This is a genomic window from Vibrio sp. 1580, from assembly GCF_033340055.1.
On record NZ_JAWOVT010000018.1, the window covers coordinates 1 to 16768 of the forward strand.

The window sequence follows — 16768 nt, forward strand, 5'->3', positions numbered from 1 at the left end:
GCCGCCAGCGTTCAATCTGAGCCATGATCAAACTCTTCAATTTAAGATTTTGTTCGGCTCAATGAATACTGAACATTACATAAGTAATGTTTGAATTGACTGTGCTGAATCTTTCGATTCAATGGTCACTTCGTTTCATTGAAACCTAATTTGATACCGAAGTATCTAATTGGATTATCATCAACGAGTGCCCACACAGATTGATAGGTCTATATTGTTAAAGAGCAACTCTTCTTTGTGATTGACATCACTTCGGAAGAGGCGGCCATTCTAGCGAGATAATTTATCGTGTCAAACACTTTCTTCAAATTATTTCGTTTTTCTTTTCAGCCTTATCAACTTCGCTTAAACCCTTCTGAGCCCTTGCCCTGTCGACGAGGAGGCATTATAGAGATCGCGCTCACATTGGCAAGTGTTATTTTTCAAAAATTGCAAAAACAATGGTTAAACGATGAGTTTTCGATCAAACCTTTATTTATTCAACTTTACCCCAAACTCTCACACAACTTATCCACAGAGTTGTGCTTTGAGACGTATTTTTCAAGTACCATAAATAAAGAAAGCTGCTTTATTGCAGCTACCTTTATTAAACTTAACCTAAACTCTATTTAAAGAGTATTATGGCTATATGCCAGACCCATCTTGTTCAGAGCCATCATCTTCGTGTAGGCCACATTCTCGCTTTAAGCCAAAGAATCGAGTTTCTTCCTCTGACATTCCCGGCTCCCATTTACGAGTGGTATGTGTATCACCAACTGAAAGGTAACCTTCATCCCACAATGGGTGGTATTTAAGGCCGTGTTGTTCTAAGTAGTAATGAACGTCTTTATTAGTCCAATCAATTACTGGTAGAAATTTAAACACACCGTTCTGAATTGATAGAATCGGTAAACCTGCACGAGATTTACTTTGCTCTCGACGCAGTCCAGAGAACCACGTTCCAACATTAAGCTCTTTTAACGCTCGACGCATCGGCTCAACTTTATTGAGCTTGTTGTATTTTTCAATTCCCTCTACGCCTTGCTCCCATAATTTTCCATATCGAGCTTCTTGCCAATTCGCACTTTCCTTGGCTCGATAAACTTTTAAATTTAGGTTGAGAGCATCTGTCAGCTCATCGATAAATCGGTACGTCTCAGCAAACAGGTAACCAGTATCGGTTAGAATGACGGGGATGTCCGCTTTGGCGCGAGTAACTAAATGAAGCATAACCGCGGCTTGAATACCAAAACTAGAAGAAACCGCGAACTCGCCTTCTAGATTATCTAAAGCCCACGCTACTCTCTCTTGTGCTGAAAGCTTTTCGAGCTCGACATTAATTTGAGCAAGACGGAGGATTTGCTCCGTCTTTGTTAATGTCAGTAACTCTGTGAGCTCCAGCTTGGATGCTACAGAATCAAGCATGAAAGTCCCTCTTTGATACGAGCACTTCTTGGATAATGCCAGCACGAATAGTGAAATCGCCAAAGGCTTCGCCTTCTTCACGCTCTTTCGACCATCGAGCCACCAGCAGATCAATCTCTTCTAAGATTTGCTTATCCGTGATGTTCTCTTTATACATTTTTGGTACTCGAGTACCGGCACGGTTACCACCTAGGTGCAAGTTGTAACGACCCGGCGCTTTGCCAACTAGACCAATTTCAGCCAACATTGCGCGACCACAACCATTTGGACACCCAGTTACACGCAAAATGATGTTGTCATTTTCTGGTAGGTTGTGCTTCTCCAGAATCCCCTCAACATCAGTAACAAACTGAGGAAGGAAACGTTCAGCTTCTGCCATCGCTAGCGGACAAGTTGGAAAAGCAACACAAGCCATTGAGTTCTTACGCTGTTCACTTACGCCGTCGTCCATTAAGCCATGTTCACGAGCGATCTTTTCAATCTTCGCTTTTTCGTTTTTAGGTACACCCGCAACAATTAGGTTTTGGTTTGCTGTCATGCGGAAATCGCCTTTGTGGATTTTGGCAATTTCAGCAACACCCGTCTTAAGTGGTTTACCTGGAAAGTCTAATAAGCGACCATTTTCGATGAAAAGCGCTAAATGATATTTACCATCAATTCCTTCTACCCAGCCAATACGGTCACCACGTTCTGTGAATTCATATGGACGGCTTTGCTCAAACTTAACACCAGCACGTTTCTCGACTTCCGCTTTAAAGACATCGCTACCTACACGATCCAATGTGTATTTGGTTTTTGCGTTCTTACGGTTTGAACGGTTACCCCAGTCGCGCTGAGTTGTTACTACAGCTGCGGCAACATCAAGTGTCTTGTCCAGCGGAATAAAGCCAAAGTCGTCAGCGCGGCGCGGATAAGTTGATGTATCGCCATGCGTCATCGCTAAGCCGCCGCCGACCAGGACGTTAAAACCAACCAGCTTGCCGTTATCTGCAATCGCTACGAAGTTGAGATCGTTAGCGTGTACATCTACGTCATTTTGCGGTGGGATAACCACTGTGGTTTTAAACTTACGTGGTAAGTAGTTCTTGCCTAGAATCGGTTCGTCTTCTTCTGTGCTTTCTACTTTTTCACCGTCTAGCCAAATCTCTGCATAAGCGCGCGTCTTTGGTAATAGATGCTCACTGATCTTCTTCGCCCATTCGTAAGCTTCTTGGTGTAACTCTGACTCCACTGGGTTAGTGGTACACAACACGTTACGGTTTACATCACCCGCGGTTGCAATCGAATCAATGCCAATACTGTTGAGCGTTTGATGCATCAACTTAATATTCGGTTTTAATACCCCATGAAACTGGAACGTTTGGCGAGTCGTCAGACGAATACTTCCATATAAAGAGTGCTCCGTTGCGAACTTGTCGATCGCTAACCATTGCGTTGGCGTGATGATGCCTCCAGGCATACGAGCACGAAGCATCACATTATGTAATGGTTCCAGTTTTTGCTTTGTGCGTTCATTACGGATATCACGATCGTCTTGTTGATACATACCGTGGAAACGAATTAACTGGAAGTTGTCGGCAGTAAAGCCACCTGTAATAGGGTCCTGTAAATCTTGCTCAATAGTGCCACGTAATAAGTTGCTTTCTCGCTTCAGGCGCTCGTTATCAGATAGCGGCCCTAACTCTTCACCTAATACAACCTGCTTATTATTGTCCGTAGAAAAAGTCATTAGTAAACATCCCTCTGATAACGTTTCGCTTTACGTAGGTCATTAATAAATTGTTCTGCATCGTCACGCGGCATCTTGCCTTCTTGTTCAGCAACGATAACCAATGCGTCGTGCACATCTTTTGCCATACGCGTTGCATCACCGCAGACATAGATATAAGCGCCTTCTTGGATCCACTGCCACACTTGAGCTGCGTTTTCTAAGATGCGATGTTGTACGTAAACCTTTTCTACTTGGTCACGACTAAAGGCAACATCCAATCGGCTTAGTACTCCTGACTTGAGATACTTTTGCCATTCCACTTGGTACAAGAAGTCTTGAGTGAACGTGCGATCACCAAAGAACAACCAGTTTTTGCCTTCAGCATCGCGGTTTTCACGTTCCTGAATAAAGCTACGGAATGGTGCGATCCCTGTGCCAGGACCAACCATGATAATTGGAGTACTATCATCTTCCGGCAGTTTAAAGTTGTTGTTATGCTCAACAAATACTTTAACTTCATCTCCCTCTTCGAGACGCTGAGCTAAGAAACTAGACGCACCACCATATCGTTTTTCGTCGTTTTGTTCGTACTCAACCAAAGCAACCGTTAGGTGTACTTCTTCATCGACCTCTTCTTGGCTTGATGCAATAGAGTAAAGGCGTGGAGTAAGACGACGAAGCAAACCAATCAACTCATCTGCGGTTAACTTGGTTTTCTTTTCTGCCAGTACATCAACGATTTGAGTATTTGCAGAGTACTCGCGAAGCTTATCTTTATCTTCAACTAACTTTTGTAGCTTCTTGCTACCGGATAACTCGGCAAACTTTGTGATGAGCTGCGGGTTAGATGTTGTGATTTCATATTTACTCACGAGAGCACTGTGGATTGACAAGCTTTCACCATCAACGTCAACAGTCTCAACCCCAGACAAACCGACCTTACCAAGAATGGCATTTGCAAGTTCCGAGCTATTTTCAAACCACACACCTAGTGCATCACCTGGCTGATACGTTAAGCCCGAGCCTTCTAAGTCGATTTCTATATGACGAACGTCTTTTCCAGAGTCACGGCCCGTGATTTTTTGACTGGTCAGTAACGTCGCAGTGTACGGATTTTGTTTATTGTAAGGAGAGTGCGCAGTCGCAGCTTGACCCACAGGAAGTTGAACCACATCCGCTTCAGAGCCAGAAGAAAGTGTATCTTTTACCTTGTCTAACGCATTCTTACGCCATTCAGTTGCGGGGGCTTCATAATCCACATCGCAATCAAGACGCTCGATAAATGGAGTCGCGCCTAGCTTTGATAGGTAAGTGTCGAAGTCTTTACCGGTCTGACAGAAGAACTCGTAGCTAGAATCTCCCAATGCAATAACACCATATTGCAGGTTTGGCAGCTTAGGAGCCTTCTTCGATTGCAAAAACTCATGTAGCTCAATGGCATTGTCTGGCGCTTCGCCTTCGCCGTTAGTCGATGCCACAATAATGACATGCGTTTCTTTGGCTAAGTTTTTACCTTTGTAATCGCTTGCATCAAAAAGTTCGACTGCAATTCCTTCTGCTTTTGCTTCCTGTTCCAGAGCTTCAGCAACACCTTTAGCATTGCCCGTTTGGGAAGCAAAAATAATACTCAACTTACCTGCTGGCTTCGCTGATACGGCTGCCGTTGCTTGTGCAATTGGCGTTACCGCTGTGTTTGGTTGATTTTGAGCTAATCCCCAAAAATACCCACTGACCCAAGCAAGTTGCTGTGAAGACAACTCAGAGACAGTTTGTTGGAGTGAGCTAATTTGTTGGTCATTCAGAGGGCTTGCGATTGGAGGATTTCCTCCTTGCCCATTATTATCTTCAGACACATTCTTGTGAGAATACTCATTCTTTTGAAAAGACATTATCACGACATCCCTATTCATTGCGTGACGATAGAGTACCCACTCTCCTTAATAACAAGAAAGAATAGAAGTGAATGTTTTATAACTTTTTGGAAGTAAGAACGGCTTACTTTTTGCTCATCGATCTTCAATGCGGACTTGTTGAAAGCCTACTGCCATTGCCGATTTTGACGCAGTATCCAAATCTTCATAAAGACATTCTTCGCCGTGACTGTCCGTTAGAAAAACAAAACCACCGCGCGCATGTCTGAACTCTACAACCCAACCACCCTCTTGGATTGCAGGCTCAATAATCGCTTCGATAAGCTGATTTTCACGGAATAGATGTCTTAGTTCATTTATTGTCATCGCTATCCCTGTTTTAACTTTCACATTGCTCCTAGGTAAGCATGGTCTAAGTCAGCCAAATAGGGAGAAATTTCGATTAGATATAATGAAGTGATATAAAAAAACGCCGCTTATAAAGCGACGTTTTAAGTAAATCGAATATCTAACATGGCTGAGTTTAGAACGCGTATTCCGCACTCACAAAGAAGCCGTTAGCAAAAATAAACTCTTTCCCTAGATCCGACATGAATTTATCGGACTCTAAATCAATCACACGGTAACCTCCACGAAAAGCCAGTCGAGCTTTTTCGAGCGGTACATTGTATTGAACACCTGCCATGAAATCGGTGCTTTTGATACCTTTGTTGTCACCAAAGTTTATCTCACCAATCACATCAAAGTTTGTATCCGGAACTTGAATTTCTGCGTAGCCATACCAAGCCCAAATCAGCTCATCAAATTCTTCTACACGCCTGCTTGAGCCAGCATCAATATATTTAGTGTCACTTAAATTACTGAACGTAAAACCCGCATCAAAGTGCAATAAATCATGCTCTAGAACGTGGTAATACAAGGTTAAATCGAGCTTATCGAACCCCATGTAATTCGCATCAACACTTGAGTAACGAAGGCGCGCATTAGGGACGTATTTAACATCATGTTCAATCGCCGCGAAAAAAGTGCCTGTGGTACTGCTATCTCGTCTCACTTCATTAACTTTAGTGTCGGCAGCCCATACCTCTGCGCCGACTTTTGTCGATACAGAGTACTCTGCAAAAACAGGAAAAGATACTGCTAACGATAATGCCGTTAAAGCGATGTTCGCTTTATTTGTCATGTAGTATTTACTCCGAGATAGCTGATATTCACGTAGAGGACGTGAGAGGAAATATACCATATTCTCACGCCTCTCCATCAACTAAATGATGTTACTCATTATTTATAGCGGGGCTGAGCAACGTAATTCTTGAAGAACCAAATACCCAATGCAATCACGATTAACCATGGTAATAGCTTGAGTACCGCTCCAACCATTCCCAGTAAAAACATCACAACTAACGCAATACCAGTTGCTGCAAATACGGTCATCATTGTGATACCCGTAACCAACAAGGTCGCCGCAAAGACTAAAATAAAGATTAGCTCCAACATAATCACTTCTCCATTTGTTTTCAATAAACAGAGCAGTTTCCATACCAACTTACAGAAACGAAGTTAAGATTATGATTTTTAATAAAAAACAAAGCCAGAGGCATTTCTGCACTCTGGCTTTATCATTCTTTAGTTGGTAATTTTAGCCATTCACTGGCGAATTTTACACATTCAATTCTTTTGGAATCTTAGCTAGCGCGTCTTGCAATACTTCTAGACCAGAACCTGGTTTGTGCGCATTTTCACTGATATGACGACGCCATTGACGAGCACCGGGCATGCTTTGGAACAAACCTAACATGTGACGGGTAATGTGACCAAGATACGCACCTTTCGCTAATTGCGCTTCAATGTATGGGTACATCTCTTCAACAATTTCGCTGCGTTTCTTCACTGGAGCATTAGAGCCAAACAACTCTTGGTCTACCGATGCCAGTAGATATGGGCTTTGGTATGCTTCACGACCAATCATCACACCGTCAAGATGCTGAAGATGTGCTTCTGCTTCTTCTAATGATTTCACGCCACCGTTAATCGCAATCGTTAGGTGTGAGAAGTCTTGCTTCAATTGGTAAGCGCGTGGGTAATCCAATGGTGGGATCTCACGGTTTTCTTTTGGGCTTAAACCACTTAACCAAGCTTTACGAGCATGGATAGTGAACTGCTCACAGCCACCCTTTTCTGAAACAATAGAAACGAAATCCGTTAGGAATTCGTAAGAGTCTTGATCATCAATACCAATGCGAGTCTTGACTGTTACAGGGATATCGACCACGTCTTTCATTGCTGCGACACAATCCGCAACTAACTGCGGTTCAGCCATTAGGCAAGCACCAAATCGACCGTTTTGTACGCGGTCAGATGGACACCCCACATTTAGGTTAATCTCATCGTAGCCACGCTCTTGCGCTAGCTTGGCACACGTAGCCAAATCTGCTGGGTTTGAACCACCAAGTTGAAGGGCTAACGGATGCTCTTCTTCGTTATAAGCCAGGAAATCTCCTTTTCCATGAATGATCGCACCTGTCGTCACCATTTCAGTGTACAACAGGGTTTCTTTGGTCATTAAGCGATGGAAGTAGCGACAATGACGATCAGTCCAATCTAACATAGGAGCAACGCTGAGACGAGAAGATGGAAAGTTCATAATTAAAACCTTAAAAATCAACAATATAGAAATATGTCATATGTATTTTGCAATGACCTATTTCTGCATATTTTGTCCGGTTTTAACTTAAAAAGTCCCTAAAGGGATCAATTTGGGGACTTTTAGGGACACGAAAAGCAGAAATCTTCATGCGAATTTGGGTCGGGGATTATACAGCCAAGGTCACATTTCGCAAAATCTGTACCGCCACCATTGCAAGAGTCTTTGCCACAACCTGACCAGAGGAAATTAATGTGGCAACGATTAGTATTGAAAAAGTAGCAAGTAAACAGGGGACGCGATACAAAGCACGGGTGAGAGAAGCAAGAAACGGAAAACGTCTGTTCGAAAAATCTAAGACATTCGGCAAAAAGACAGACGCGAATAAGTGGGCAAAGCAGTTAGCTAAAGAGCTACGAGAAGATGGCATCCCCTCACTTGAATCTAGTTCGAAAGAAATTTTGATTGGCGATTTAATCACGCTCTACCTTGAAGATCCCATTACCTCACGAGATCTGGGACGCTCTAAATCCGCGGTGCTGAGAAGATTGCGCTCTTACGACATTGCGCTTGTTCCTGCACATCTGTTGACCGCAACACATTTGGTACAGCATTGCCGAGTAAGGTTAGCCGAGCCAACTGCGCCGACACCACAGACGGTTTATCAGGACATCACTTACTTGCGCAGCGTAATCAACGTGGCTGGGCCAATGTTTGGCTACAACGCAAACGTACACGCACACAACGAAGCAATACCTACCTTAATTAAATATCGCCTCATTGGTCGCAGTGAGAAACGGGATCGACGCCCAACTGAGGTTGAATTGAATCTAGCAGAGCAAGGTTTAAGAAAACGTGAAAGCCACCGAGCATCATCCATTCCACTAGTCGATATTTTCCACATGTCACTTTCTACTTGTATGCGCCTCGGCGAAATTACAAGGATCAGGTGGGAAGACTTTGATGAAAACGCAGGTACAGTGGTCATTCGAGATCGCAAAGACCCACGGCAGAAAAAGGGCAATCACTGCACTATCCCTCTATTCAGTGATGCCATTGAAATCATAAAACGTCAGCCAAAAATTGATTCGTGCATTTTTCCCTACAAATCAACTTCGATTGGTGCTGCTTGGCAGAGAATCTGTCATGAACAAGGTATTGATGACCTCCATTACCATGACTTACGAGCAGAAGGAGCGTGCAGGCTGTTTGAACAAGGACTCAACATCGTTGAAATATCACGTATTACAGGACATCGCGACATCAACGTTTTGAATAACATTTATTTGCGGTTGAGTGTTGAGGATATTCACCAACGCATCAACTAGCAAACGAGTGGCTCTGTCATGATTGAAGAGCCACACCCATTGTTACATATAGTTACATTTTCAAAGGTATGGTTTGTTCTTTGACGAAAAGGAGCGGAATCATGGACTCAAACTTTCTAACTAATTGATAAATCGCCCCATCTAAAAAAACCAATAATCTCATGCACTAATATAAATAAAAGTATCTTACAATCAATAACTTAAAACAAAAATACCATCATATTTACAATCAAACCCAAACCATTACTATCGACTCAAACCAGTTAAAAAAGAGTCAAAAAATGGCAACAATTAGTATCGAGCCACAACATCTCAAATCCGGCATGTCTTACAAGGTCAGAGCAAGATCAGGCAAAAAAGACGCTATTAAATTTTCCATGTCTCGCACATTTAAAAAACAGTCACAAGCTGCGCGACTTGCCAAAAAAATCTCAGCGCAGCTTAAGGAGAACGATTTTAGTTTTCTTCATTCAAAGCCTTTTGCTCTTGCTGTTAGCGATGCCCTAACCCAATTTCAATCTTATGTGTCAGCGGATGAAGAAATGGCCTCCAAATACAACAAAAATATCTCAACCGTCATTAAGCGTTTTATTAACTCTTCATTAGCAGATCTGCCAATCGATTTGATTACACCTAGGGATATCATTCAATCAATGAGAGAGATTCAGGAAAATTATCAACTTTCACCCTCAACGCTAGGCTTTTATCTAAGCGCACTATCCACGGCGTTTTATGATGCGAACACGCTATTAGGATTCAATTTCAATACAGATGCACTGCGAGATGCGAGACCAACGTTAAAAAGGCATGGATTGATAAGTCGGAGTCGTCCTCGCAATCGAGTTTTATCACTTGATGAGCTGAATCGCATTACTGAATACTATGACAAAATGAAATTAAGGGGGCGTTCATCAATCCCGATGATAGACATTATGTGGTTTGCATTATATGTCTGCTTACGACAAGGTGAAATTTGTCAGAAACTCCAATGGAAGCACTACGATGAAACGACACATGTCCTTACCGTCGATAAGCGAAAAGATCCGACAGATAATAAAAACAAAATCACTAAAATCACGCTCAATGCTGCCACCATTGCCATCATCAACAAGATGCCAAAAGGGAGGCCAACTGATCCGATTTTTCCATTCAATCCAAAATCAGTGAGTACATCATGGACGAAAGCAATGAAGGCGCTCGGTATTGATGATCTGCATTTTCACGACCTACGAGCAACTGGCTCGTCTGAACTCTACAAGTACGGCATGGATCTTTATGGGGTGTCCAAACTAGCAGGTCATAGCTCGGCTAAGATGCAACTCACACATTACCTGCGTAGTATCCCAGTGGTCTTGCCTCAAGATCACATCAAGCTCAATTAGAGATTAATGTTCGCTGTGCCATTGAATGTCAGGAAGTAAAGGTTAACGATGAAACATATTGAAGATTTAATTTTTGAGGCGAGCCTCTGGACACTAAACTTCCATAATCAATATAAGATTGTTGGTAAGCCGCACCCTGATGCATTGATTTATCGTGGCTTTATTGATTATCACTTGGGGGGTAAACGTGTAAAACTGGTAGTTAACAAAGAGAGCTACGACTCTTTCTTGTGTAAAATGCAACACCATGAGAAAGCGGTTGATTTTGCTAAAAATTGTCTAACGATTGATGACAAGGGTGCATAAAAATCACTCTAGCCGCCACCTTTGATCAACTTCAAGACAGTCTCCATACCAATAAAGCCATACAAAACAATATATTGCTGTTTATAATCTTGCATTAAAATACATTTAATTGCATAATCGTCCCATATAAGCTTATGATTTTTTTTATAAAAACGAAAGACAACACTAACAAAAAAATGCACCCAATTCTGAAACTTATTAATTTAATCGTAGCGCTGATTGCTGTAGCTGGTTTGACATATGCTACCGCTGAATTCTTAGCCAGCAGTTATTGTCAAACTGCTTACGGTACTAGCGTTAGCGAGCATTCTGACTGGAAAGTAAAAGCTTGCGCTAAGTACTATTGGGATATGGACTTAGAAAATCTAGGTCGCTGGTAAATCAACTCTAAAAACCCGATTTCAAGCAACGTTCAAACGGCTTAAAAGAAAAATAAACGGAGATACCCATGTCAGATGATTACATTTCAATAAAAGACAGAATGAAAAGCTTTGCGGTTGGTTTAGGTGTCATGATGGTCATTGCCTTCTTACTTCTGAAGGGCGGTGATTTGATCGGATACCTAGCAGAGTACTACGACTTGTAAGAAAAAGAAGCACAACGAGCCTCCATTAATATGGGGGCTTTTTTATGGAGACGATTTCAACGGGCATGGTAATTAAATGATTGAATTTTCTTTCTTTACTATTTATAGTCCTGTACAGCTCTCTCAGGCTAATGGTGCGTTTGCTGTAAACTGAGATCATTTTTAAGTGCTCATTTAATATTGCTACGACTAGATGCTGGTCATTGGCAAACCAACAAAATCAAACGCGGTGTGTCAAAAATCCAGCATGATATCGAGGCAGTATGAACATTAATGCTTATTCTCAATTTTCAGAACTCACTCCAGTACAGTTACTTTCAGTCTTTAAAGATGAGTATAGAACCATCGATAAAGACAATCGCACGTTGTCTCTTAATCAAGGCTACCAAACCTTAGCAAAGCACGCACAGTGCAATAGCCTTGAATCGATGAAGAGTCAGTCGATTATTCTTATTAAAGTCAGCGAATTTATTAACGCATTGATCGCTTGTGGCTTACCTGTGTCAAAAACCACTAATACAGCAAGGTTTGAAAGGCTACTAAAATGCGATGTGCTTTGCCCGCCTTTGAGCGGAGGCCTTTGTGTCGCAATCACTAATGATGGTTTAGTCCTTGAAACACCTTATCTAAGTAATCCTACTCCGTACATTGCTGGCTCTGAGATTTGTCATTTGCAAATCGATATGGTTAATGGGGCTTGGCTTAGCAATGAGGAGTGGGTCAGTTTTGTGAGCAACTTAGAAGATAATTTGGATTTAGATGATGATATTCAGCAACAAGCTAGTGAACACTGGAGCGAAGTACATACTGAAGAAAATGAACTAATCCTAGATCCCACTCCCGACTATGAAGAGATGGCGACTTGTTCTGAAGGTCGGTTTAGGCAGTTTGTTCTAAAACACTCTCTATATACACATGTAGATACTGTATACAACTTCTTCGACGAAGAACGCAAAAGGCAATTAGCTTAACCCTAGAAAAAGGCTTCGTCCCTTAAATAAACGAAGCCTTTCCTGCTATCCTAGATAAATACCCTAAGAAACATCTTGATAACGGGTACCTCGTTTACGATTACTTCACCCCAGTCAACATATAGAAGATAACCCACGCAAATTGTTTTGTTCTGGTCAGGCAATAACGTTTTAGATCAGGTAATTATTGCCTGTCCCCTCAACAATCCTTGTCATCTTTTCTGGTGGTTTTATTTTTGATTTAAAGCTGAAAATAAGAAAGCACTGCGACGATGGTTAGTGGAACCCTTCAACAAAAGTTTCTGCGAAGCGTTTTAACCGCTCGGCAATACGAGGAATAATAGTCCGGCGGGATCGGAACGTCATTTTCTCTGTGGTCAGCTTGACAATATCATCCGATTTGAGGTCGTCGACTTTCAAACCCTGCTCGATATCAAGAATAATTTCTTTAAACTTATCGCCATCAAGCTTTTCTTCCTCTGCGAGTTGACGCATTTCTTTTTGTTTCTGCTCTTCGATGTACTCATCAAACTCAGCACCTTGCACTAAACCTTGCATGCTCTTCTCAATAAAATTTTCGATGAGAGCACGCTTGCTGTATAACGTTGGTTCTGTCGCCAACAAGTTTGCGATGACTTGACGCTTTTTGTCTTTTGCTTCTTCACAAGACTCTTCAAGCATCGTCATCAGCAAATGACGAATGTAACCAACGTTGACTTCATCTCGTTGGAGCAGTTCAAGCTCAAAGTCGATGTCCGCAAGGATAGATTCTTTCTCCGCAGGGCCTTTCTTGATTTCACGGGCTAAATCGCTGTATTTAGAGGCGTAGTCGACGAACTCTTGCTCAGAAATGCCAAGCGTTTCAATATCGAAGTCGCTGAATGTCTCTAGTTGGTTCTTTAAGCGCATTAAGATACGGAACTGCTTGATGAAACCTGCTTGCATGTCCTCGTCAGGCAAGTCATCGACACTTTGCACATCAGGAGTAATTGCTTTCAACGCTTCAAGTGCTTTAGTGAAGTCCTCAGTCAAACCGTTAAGGTCTGGAACTTCGATATGCTCTGTAGGCTTCTTATTCGAGAATAGCGTAAACGCCTCATCTGCTTGCGGTTTGAGGTTGCGGTAACACATAACGTTACCATGCGACTTCACCGTGCCATTTAAGCGATTAGTACGGGAGAACGCTTGTACTAAGCCGTGGTACTTAAGGTTTTTGTCAACATAGATGGTATTCAATCCGGGAGCATCAAAACCCGTAAGGAACATATTCACTACTAGAAGGATATCTACTTCGCCGTTCTTAGTGCGGTTAGAGAGATCTTTGTAGTAGTTGTAGAAGCTGTCGGTATCTTTGGTTGAATAGCTCGTGCCAAACTGCTGGTTGTAGTCTTCGATGTAAGCGTCGAGCTTATCACGGCTATGCACTTTGGCGTTTGCTTCAGCCAAGCCTTTAACATTAACCTCGCCTTCAAATTCTTCTTCCTCATTCACACCATAGCTAAAGATCGTACCGATATTGAGCTTATGTTTGCCCTCTTTTTTGAGCGCTTTGAAAGTATCGTAGTAAGTGATGAGATCAGGCACGCTTGCCACACACAGCATGGCGTTAAACTTGCGTTTAGTCTTATGAGCGTGAATGCCAATGATGTGCTCACAGACTTGTTTAATACGTTTAGGAGAACTAAAGAACTCCGCGACATCGATACTGCTCACATCGACATCCATACCGTCATTTTTATGTTTCAGCTTGCCGTAATACTCAATGGCAAACGGCAGCACGTTGTCATCTTTGATGGCATCAACAATCACATAGCTATGGAGACGTTCCCCAAACAAATCCTTTGTGGTTCGCTTCTGCGTTCCCTTTCCTTCCACTTTTTTAACGGTCGCATTGTCGGCAAAGATAGGTGTACCCGTAAAACCAAACAACTGCGCTTTCTCGAAGAAATCGACGATGTTTTGGTGTGTTTCACCAAACTGGCTGCGGTGGCATTCATCAAAGATAAAGACCACACGTTCTTGGCGAAGGTGTTCAACCTGCCCTTTGAAACGAGGCTTAGTGATCAGGTTATTAAGCTTTTGAATCGTAGTGATGGTGAGCTTGTTGATGCGATTGACTTTAGTACTGTAGATAGGCGCATACTCTGCGACTTGTGGCAACTCTTCACTATCGTTGGCACTACTATCTTGGGAATTTAGGGCTTTTCTAGGTACAGGTCGTGAGCCGAGGAACTGATTCAGAAGGCTTTTGGTGTTACCCGTGCTGTCGACACTACCTCTCAAAAATGCATCAAACTCTTTGGCAGTTTGGTAATCGAGGTCTTTACGATCAACTACAAAGACCACTCTGTCGACCTCTTCCAACGTAGAGAGGATCTGAGCCGTTTTGAAGCTAGTCAGCGTCTTGCCACTGCCTGTGGTGTGCCAAATGTAACCGTGATTATTGTTGGTTTTAACCTGATTAACGATCGCTTCTACCGCATAGAACTGGTACGGACGAAGCACCATCAAAAACTTACCTGACTCGTTCTGTACGATGTAACGACTCAGCATCTTAGTCAGGTGTGGTTGATTTAAAAAAGCATTCGCAAATTGAGGGAGCGAGTTAATCTTGTTGTTTTCAACATCCGTCCAGTGGAATGTCTGCTTGAATGACAGCTCACGGTTATTGGAGAAGTATTTGGTATTAACGCCATTAGAGATAACAAACAATTGCACGTAATTAAACAGCCCACCTTGAGCACCATAGGTATGCTTGTCGTAGCGTTTGATTTGATTGAATGCTTCTGCCAGCTCGACGCCTCGGCGTTTTAGTTCGATTTGAACCAATGGTAAACCATTTACCAAGAGGGTGACGTCGTAGCGGTTCTCGTACGTACCTTGAATGGTGATCTGATTGGTGACTTGGAATAAGTTCTTGCTTGCATCATCAAATAACAACGTCAGATAATCGGTGGTGCCGTCTTCACGAGTGACATCCACCTTACCTTTTAAACGCTTGGATTTATCGAAGATGTTGCCCTTTTCAAGCTTAATGAGCACACTTTCAAACTCACGTTCTGTCAGTATTAAACCGTTGGCTTTTTCAAGCTGAGTCTTGAGGTTTGCTTTTAGCGCATCAGCATTGCCAATATCGACAGGTTTGAAATCGGCAGCCACAAGCTGATCGATTAGCTCTTTTTCAAGTTGTGCTTCTGATTGTGTGCTCATAATTCTTCTATTTATTAATCCAACTAACGGTTTAACTACACGAACATTTGCTGCAAAAGTCCCTTCTTCCACTCTTTGGTTTTTTCAAGCTCAGAGCTAACTAGGTCGATTTTCTGGTCGATAGATGATAGGAAGTTAGCAATCTTTGTTTGCTCATCTTGAGATGGACAAGGAATTGTTAATTGGGACAGAGACTCTTGGTTAATATTTGTATTAGCACTTGTCGTGCTCATAGCAATAAGCTTATTTCTAAACCGTTTCTCCCAGAAGCAATATTTCTTGTAGTTATCTGTTAAATCAGTGTTACTTCTAAAGCGAATGAGGAAGCCTGAATACACAGTTTTAACTAAGTTTTTTTCAACTAATGCTGTTTCACCGACACCACTTTTTTTGACTGAAGATCTTATAAAGATCACGTCACCTTTTAGTAGTTGGTATAAATCTATATCTTTATCTGAAGCATTGACCAAGCCAAGGTTACTCGTTGAACTAATAACCTGTTTACCAAACACATCTTGCAAATTTACAAATGGAGAGCCAAAGCCAAAGTCTTCTTTCCCTTTGTTCAATCCATTTTTAAATTGACCTAATTCACCCAACTTTCTCTCTTCCCAATCAGGAAATTCGCTACCATCATCGGCTTTGAAGCGCAGTGTCGGTGGGATAAAGGTTAGCTGCCCATCTTGCTCTTGGAACGATCCATTGAACAACTGTTGCATAACCCCTTTTTTGTACTCGGTGAGCTTGTTTTTCTTCTCGGTAAGTAGGGTAACCTTCTCATCGACCTTTGATAAGAAGGAGACGATTTTTTGTTGTTCTGGGAGAGAAGTGGTCGAAACTCGATATTCAAAAAGATCTACGACTGTAATATTGGATTGATTTGCATTCCCTCTTTGAATGTTCGTTATATGATTGATGTAGCGAGGAGTGTTTAATTGACTAAATATAAACCTAGGTAAGTGTTCACCTTTTGGTCTCATGATCAACAAGTTTTGATTTAGATAGCCGTGAGCCTTGTTGATGTAGATAGCTCTTCCAACCGCAGACTCTCTCAACTCAGGTTTGGAACCAACTGTGGTGATTAACACGTCGTCGTCTTTAAGTTTGTACTTAGTTGAGGACTCCATAAGCTCTTTTGGAAGGAAAACTTTCTGATTATCGATCTTTACTGATTCTGAAGACAGGTCAGACACACGAATCAGCCTCGAATCAGCATGACCGCTGCTCAGATAGTCTTCCGATTTGAACGCAAAGCCTTTCAAGTATGACGTTATTTCACCAAGCGGCATCGGCTTCCATTGAGTATCAAACTCATCAAACCTAAGCTTCGGCACGTTCATCTGTTCTTTCATAAT

Annotated in this window: 14 protein-coding genes; 5 read left to right on the forward strand and 9 right to left on the reverse strand. The window is 42.2% G+C overall.

Annotation, left to right across the window (positions count from 1 at the left end; all coding sequences use genetic code 11):
• Nucleotides 1-624: 624 nt before the first annotated feature.
• The 7 genes from R7093_RS21170 to dusA all read right to left on the reverse strand — a co-directional run bounded on the left by R7093_RS21170 (nucleotide 625) and on the right by dusA (nucleotide 7630).
• Nucleotides 625-1404: a phosphoadenylyl-sulfate reductase gene (locus R7093_RS21170; protein WP_005382748.1), complete on the reverse strand. Its 780-nt coding sequence runs from the start codon at nucleotides 1402-1404 to the stop codon at nucleotides 625-627.
• Complete coding sequence (gene cysI, locus R7093_RS21175) at nucleotides 1397-3133, reverse strand: assimilatory sulfite reductase (NADPH) hemoprotein subunit (protein WP_047104170.1); 1737 nt, start codon at nucleotides 3131-3133, stop codon at nucleotides 1397-1399. The genes R7093_RS21170 and cysI overlap by 8 nt, the downstream gene beginning before the upstream one ends.
• On the reverse strand, nucleotides 3133-5004 hold the full coding sequence (locus R7093_RS21180) for an assimilatory sulfite reductase (NADPH) flavoprotein subunit (protein ID WP_005381262.1): 1872 nt from the start codon (nucleotides 5002-5004) through the stop codon (nucleotides 3133-3135). Before R7093_RS21180 ends, cysI begins: the two co-directional genes overlap by 1 nt.
• A gap of 117 nt (nucleotides 5005-5121) precedes the next feature.
• Entirely contained in the window at nucleotides 5122-5352 is a 231-nt protein-coding gene (locus tag R7093_RS21185; RefSeq protein WP_005381264.1) for a hypothetical protein, read from the reverse strand.
• Nucleotides 5353-5509: 157 nt separating this feature from the next.
• Entirely contained in the window at nucleotides 5510-6169 is a 660-nt protein-coding gene (locus tag R7093_RS21190; RefSeq protein ID WP_047104168.1) for a TIGR04219 family outer membrane beta-barrel protein, read from the reverse strand.
• Nucleotides 6170-6267: 98 nt separating this feature from the next.
• Nucleotides 6268-6483 (reverse strand): envelope stress response protein PspG, encoded by a 216-nt coding sequence (pspG, locus tag R7093_RS21195; protein WP_005381266.1) that lies wholly within the window; start codon nucleotides 6481-6483, stop codon nucleotides 6268-6270.
• A 163-nt stretch (nucleotides 6484-6646) separates the two neighbouring features.
• The gene (gene dusA / locus R7093_RS21200; protein WP_318146793.1) at nucleotides 6647-7630 is read right to left on the reverse strand and encodes a tRNA dihydrouridine(20/20a) synthase DusA; all 984 of its coding nucleotides are present in this window, start codon (nucleotides 7628-7630) and stop codon (nucleotides 6647-6649) included.
• Nucleotides 7631-7884: 254 nt separating this feature from the next.
• Between dusA and R7093_RS21205 the strand changes: the two genes are divergently transcribed.
• From R7093_RS21205 to R7093_RS21225, 5 genes are all read left to right on the forward strand, one after another.
• Nucleotides 7885-8958, forward strand: a complete 1074-nt coding sequence (locus R7093_RS21205) for a site-specific integrase (protein WP_065765549.1) — start codon at nucleotides 7885-7887, stop codon at nucleotides 8956-8958.
• Between the two features lie 281 nt (nucleotides 8959-9239).
• Nucleotides 9240-10340, forward strand: coding sequence for a site-specific integrase (locus R7093_RS21210; protein ID WP_318146794.1), 1101 nt, complete (start codon nucleotides 9240-9242; stop codon nucleotides 10338-10340).
• Between the two features lie 48 nt (nucleotides 10341-10388).
• Nucleotides 10389-10646, forward strand: coding sequence for a hypothetical protein (locus R7093_RS21215; protein ID WP_318146795.1), 258 nt, complete (start codon nucleotides 10389-10391; stop codon nucleotides 10644-10646).
• Nucleotides 10647-11094: 448 nt separating this feature from the next.
• Nucleotides 11095-11232: a hypothetical protein gene (locus R7093_RS21220; RefSeq protein ID WP_021823223.1), complete on the forward strand. Its 138-nt coding sequence runs from the start codon at nucleotides 11095-11097 to the stop codon at nucleotides 11230-11232.
• A 263-nt stretch (nucleotides 11233-11495) separates the two neighbouring features.
• Nucleotides 11496-12203, forward strand: coding sequence for a hypothetical protein (locus R7093_RS21225; protein ID WP_318146796.1), 708 nt, complete (start codon nucleotides 11496-11498; stop codon nucleotides 12201-12203).
• A gap of 276 nt (nucleotides 12204-12479) precedes the next feature.
• On the opposite strand, the gene R7093_RS21230 is transcribed toward R7093_RS21225, so the two are convergent.
• Both R7093_RS21230 and R7093_RS21235 read right to left on the reverse strand, forming a co-directional pair.
• Nucleotides 12480-15413, reverse strand: coding sequence for a type I restriction endonuclease subunit R (locus tag R7093_RS21230; RefSeq protein ID WP_318146797.1), 2934 nt, complete (start codon nucleotides 15411-15413; stop codon nucleotides 12480-12482).
• A gap of 35 nt (nucleotides 15414-15448) precedes the next feature.
• Nucleotides 15449-16765, reverse strand: coding sequence for a restriction endonuclease subunit S (locus tag R7093_RS21235; protein ID WP_318146798.1), 1317 nt, complete (start codon nucleotides 16763-16765; stop codon nucleotides 15449-15451).
• Nucleotides 16766-16768 lie beyond the last annotated feature (3 nt).

Excerpts from the sequence above, each read along its gene's own strand:
- R7093_RS21220 (WP_021823223.1), top strand. The coding sequence starts at position 11,095 with ATGTCAGATGATTACATTTCAATAAAAGACAGAATGAAAAGCTTTGCG.
- R7093_RS21170 (WP_005382748.1), bottom strand. The coding sequence starts at position 1,404 with ATGCTTGATTCTGTAGCATCCAAGCTGGAGCTCACAGAGTTACTGACA.
- R7093_RS21185 (WP_005381264.1), bottom strand. The coding sequence starts at position 5,352 with ATGACAATAAATGAACTAAGACATCTATTCCGTGAAAATCAGCTTATC.
- R7093_RS21235 (WP_318146798.1), bottom strand. The coding sequence starts at position 16,765 with ATGAAAGAACAGATGAACGTGCCGAAGCTTAGGTTTGATGAGTTTGAT.
- R7093_RS21225 (WP_318146796.1), top strand. The coding sequence starts at position 11,496 with ATGAACATTAATGCTTATTCTCAATTTTCAGAACTCACTCCAGTACAG.
- R7093_RS21215 (WP_318146795.1), top strand. The coding sequence starts at position 10,389 with ATGAAACATATTGAAGATTTAATTTTTGAGGCGAGCCTCTGGACACTA.
- pspG (WP_005381266.1), bottom strand. The coding sequence starts at position 6,483 with ATGTTGGAGCTAATCTTTATTTTAGTCTTTGCGGCGACCTTGTTGGTT.
- dusA (WP_318146793.1), bottom strand. The coding sequence starts at position 7,630 with ATGAACTTTCCATCTTCTCGTCTCAGCGTTGCTCCTATGTTAGATTGG.
- cysI (WP_047104170.1), bottom strand. The coding sequence starts at position 3,133 with ATGACTTTTTCTACGGACAATAATAAGCAGGTTGTATTAGGTGAAGAG.
- R7093_RS21180 (WP_005381262.1), bottom strand. The coding sequence starts at position 5,004 with ATGTCTTTTCAAAAGAATGAGTATTCTCACAAGAATGTGTCTGAAGAT.
- R7093_RS21210 (WP_318146794.1), top strand. The coding sequence starts at position 9,240 with ATGGCAACAATTAGTATCGAGCCACAACATCTCAAATCCGGCATGTCT.
- R7093_RS21230 (WP_318146797.1), bottom strand. The coding sequence starts at position 15,413 with ATGAGCACACAATCAGAAGCACAACTTGAAAAAGAGCTAATCGATCAG.
- R7093_RS21190 (WP_047104168.1), bottom strand. The coding sequence starts at position 6,169 with ATGACAAATAAAGCGAACATCGCTTTAACGGCATTATCGTTAGCAGTA.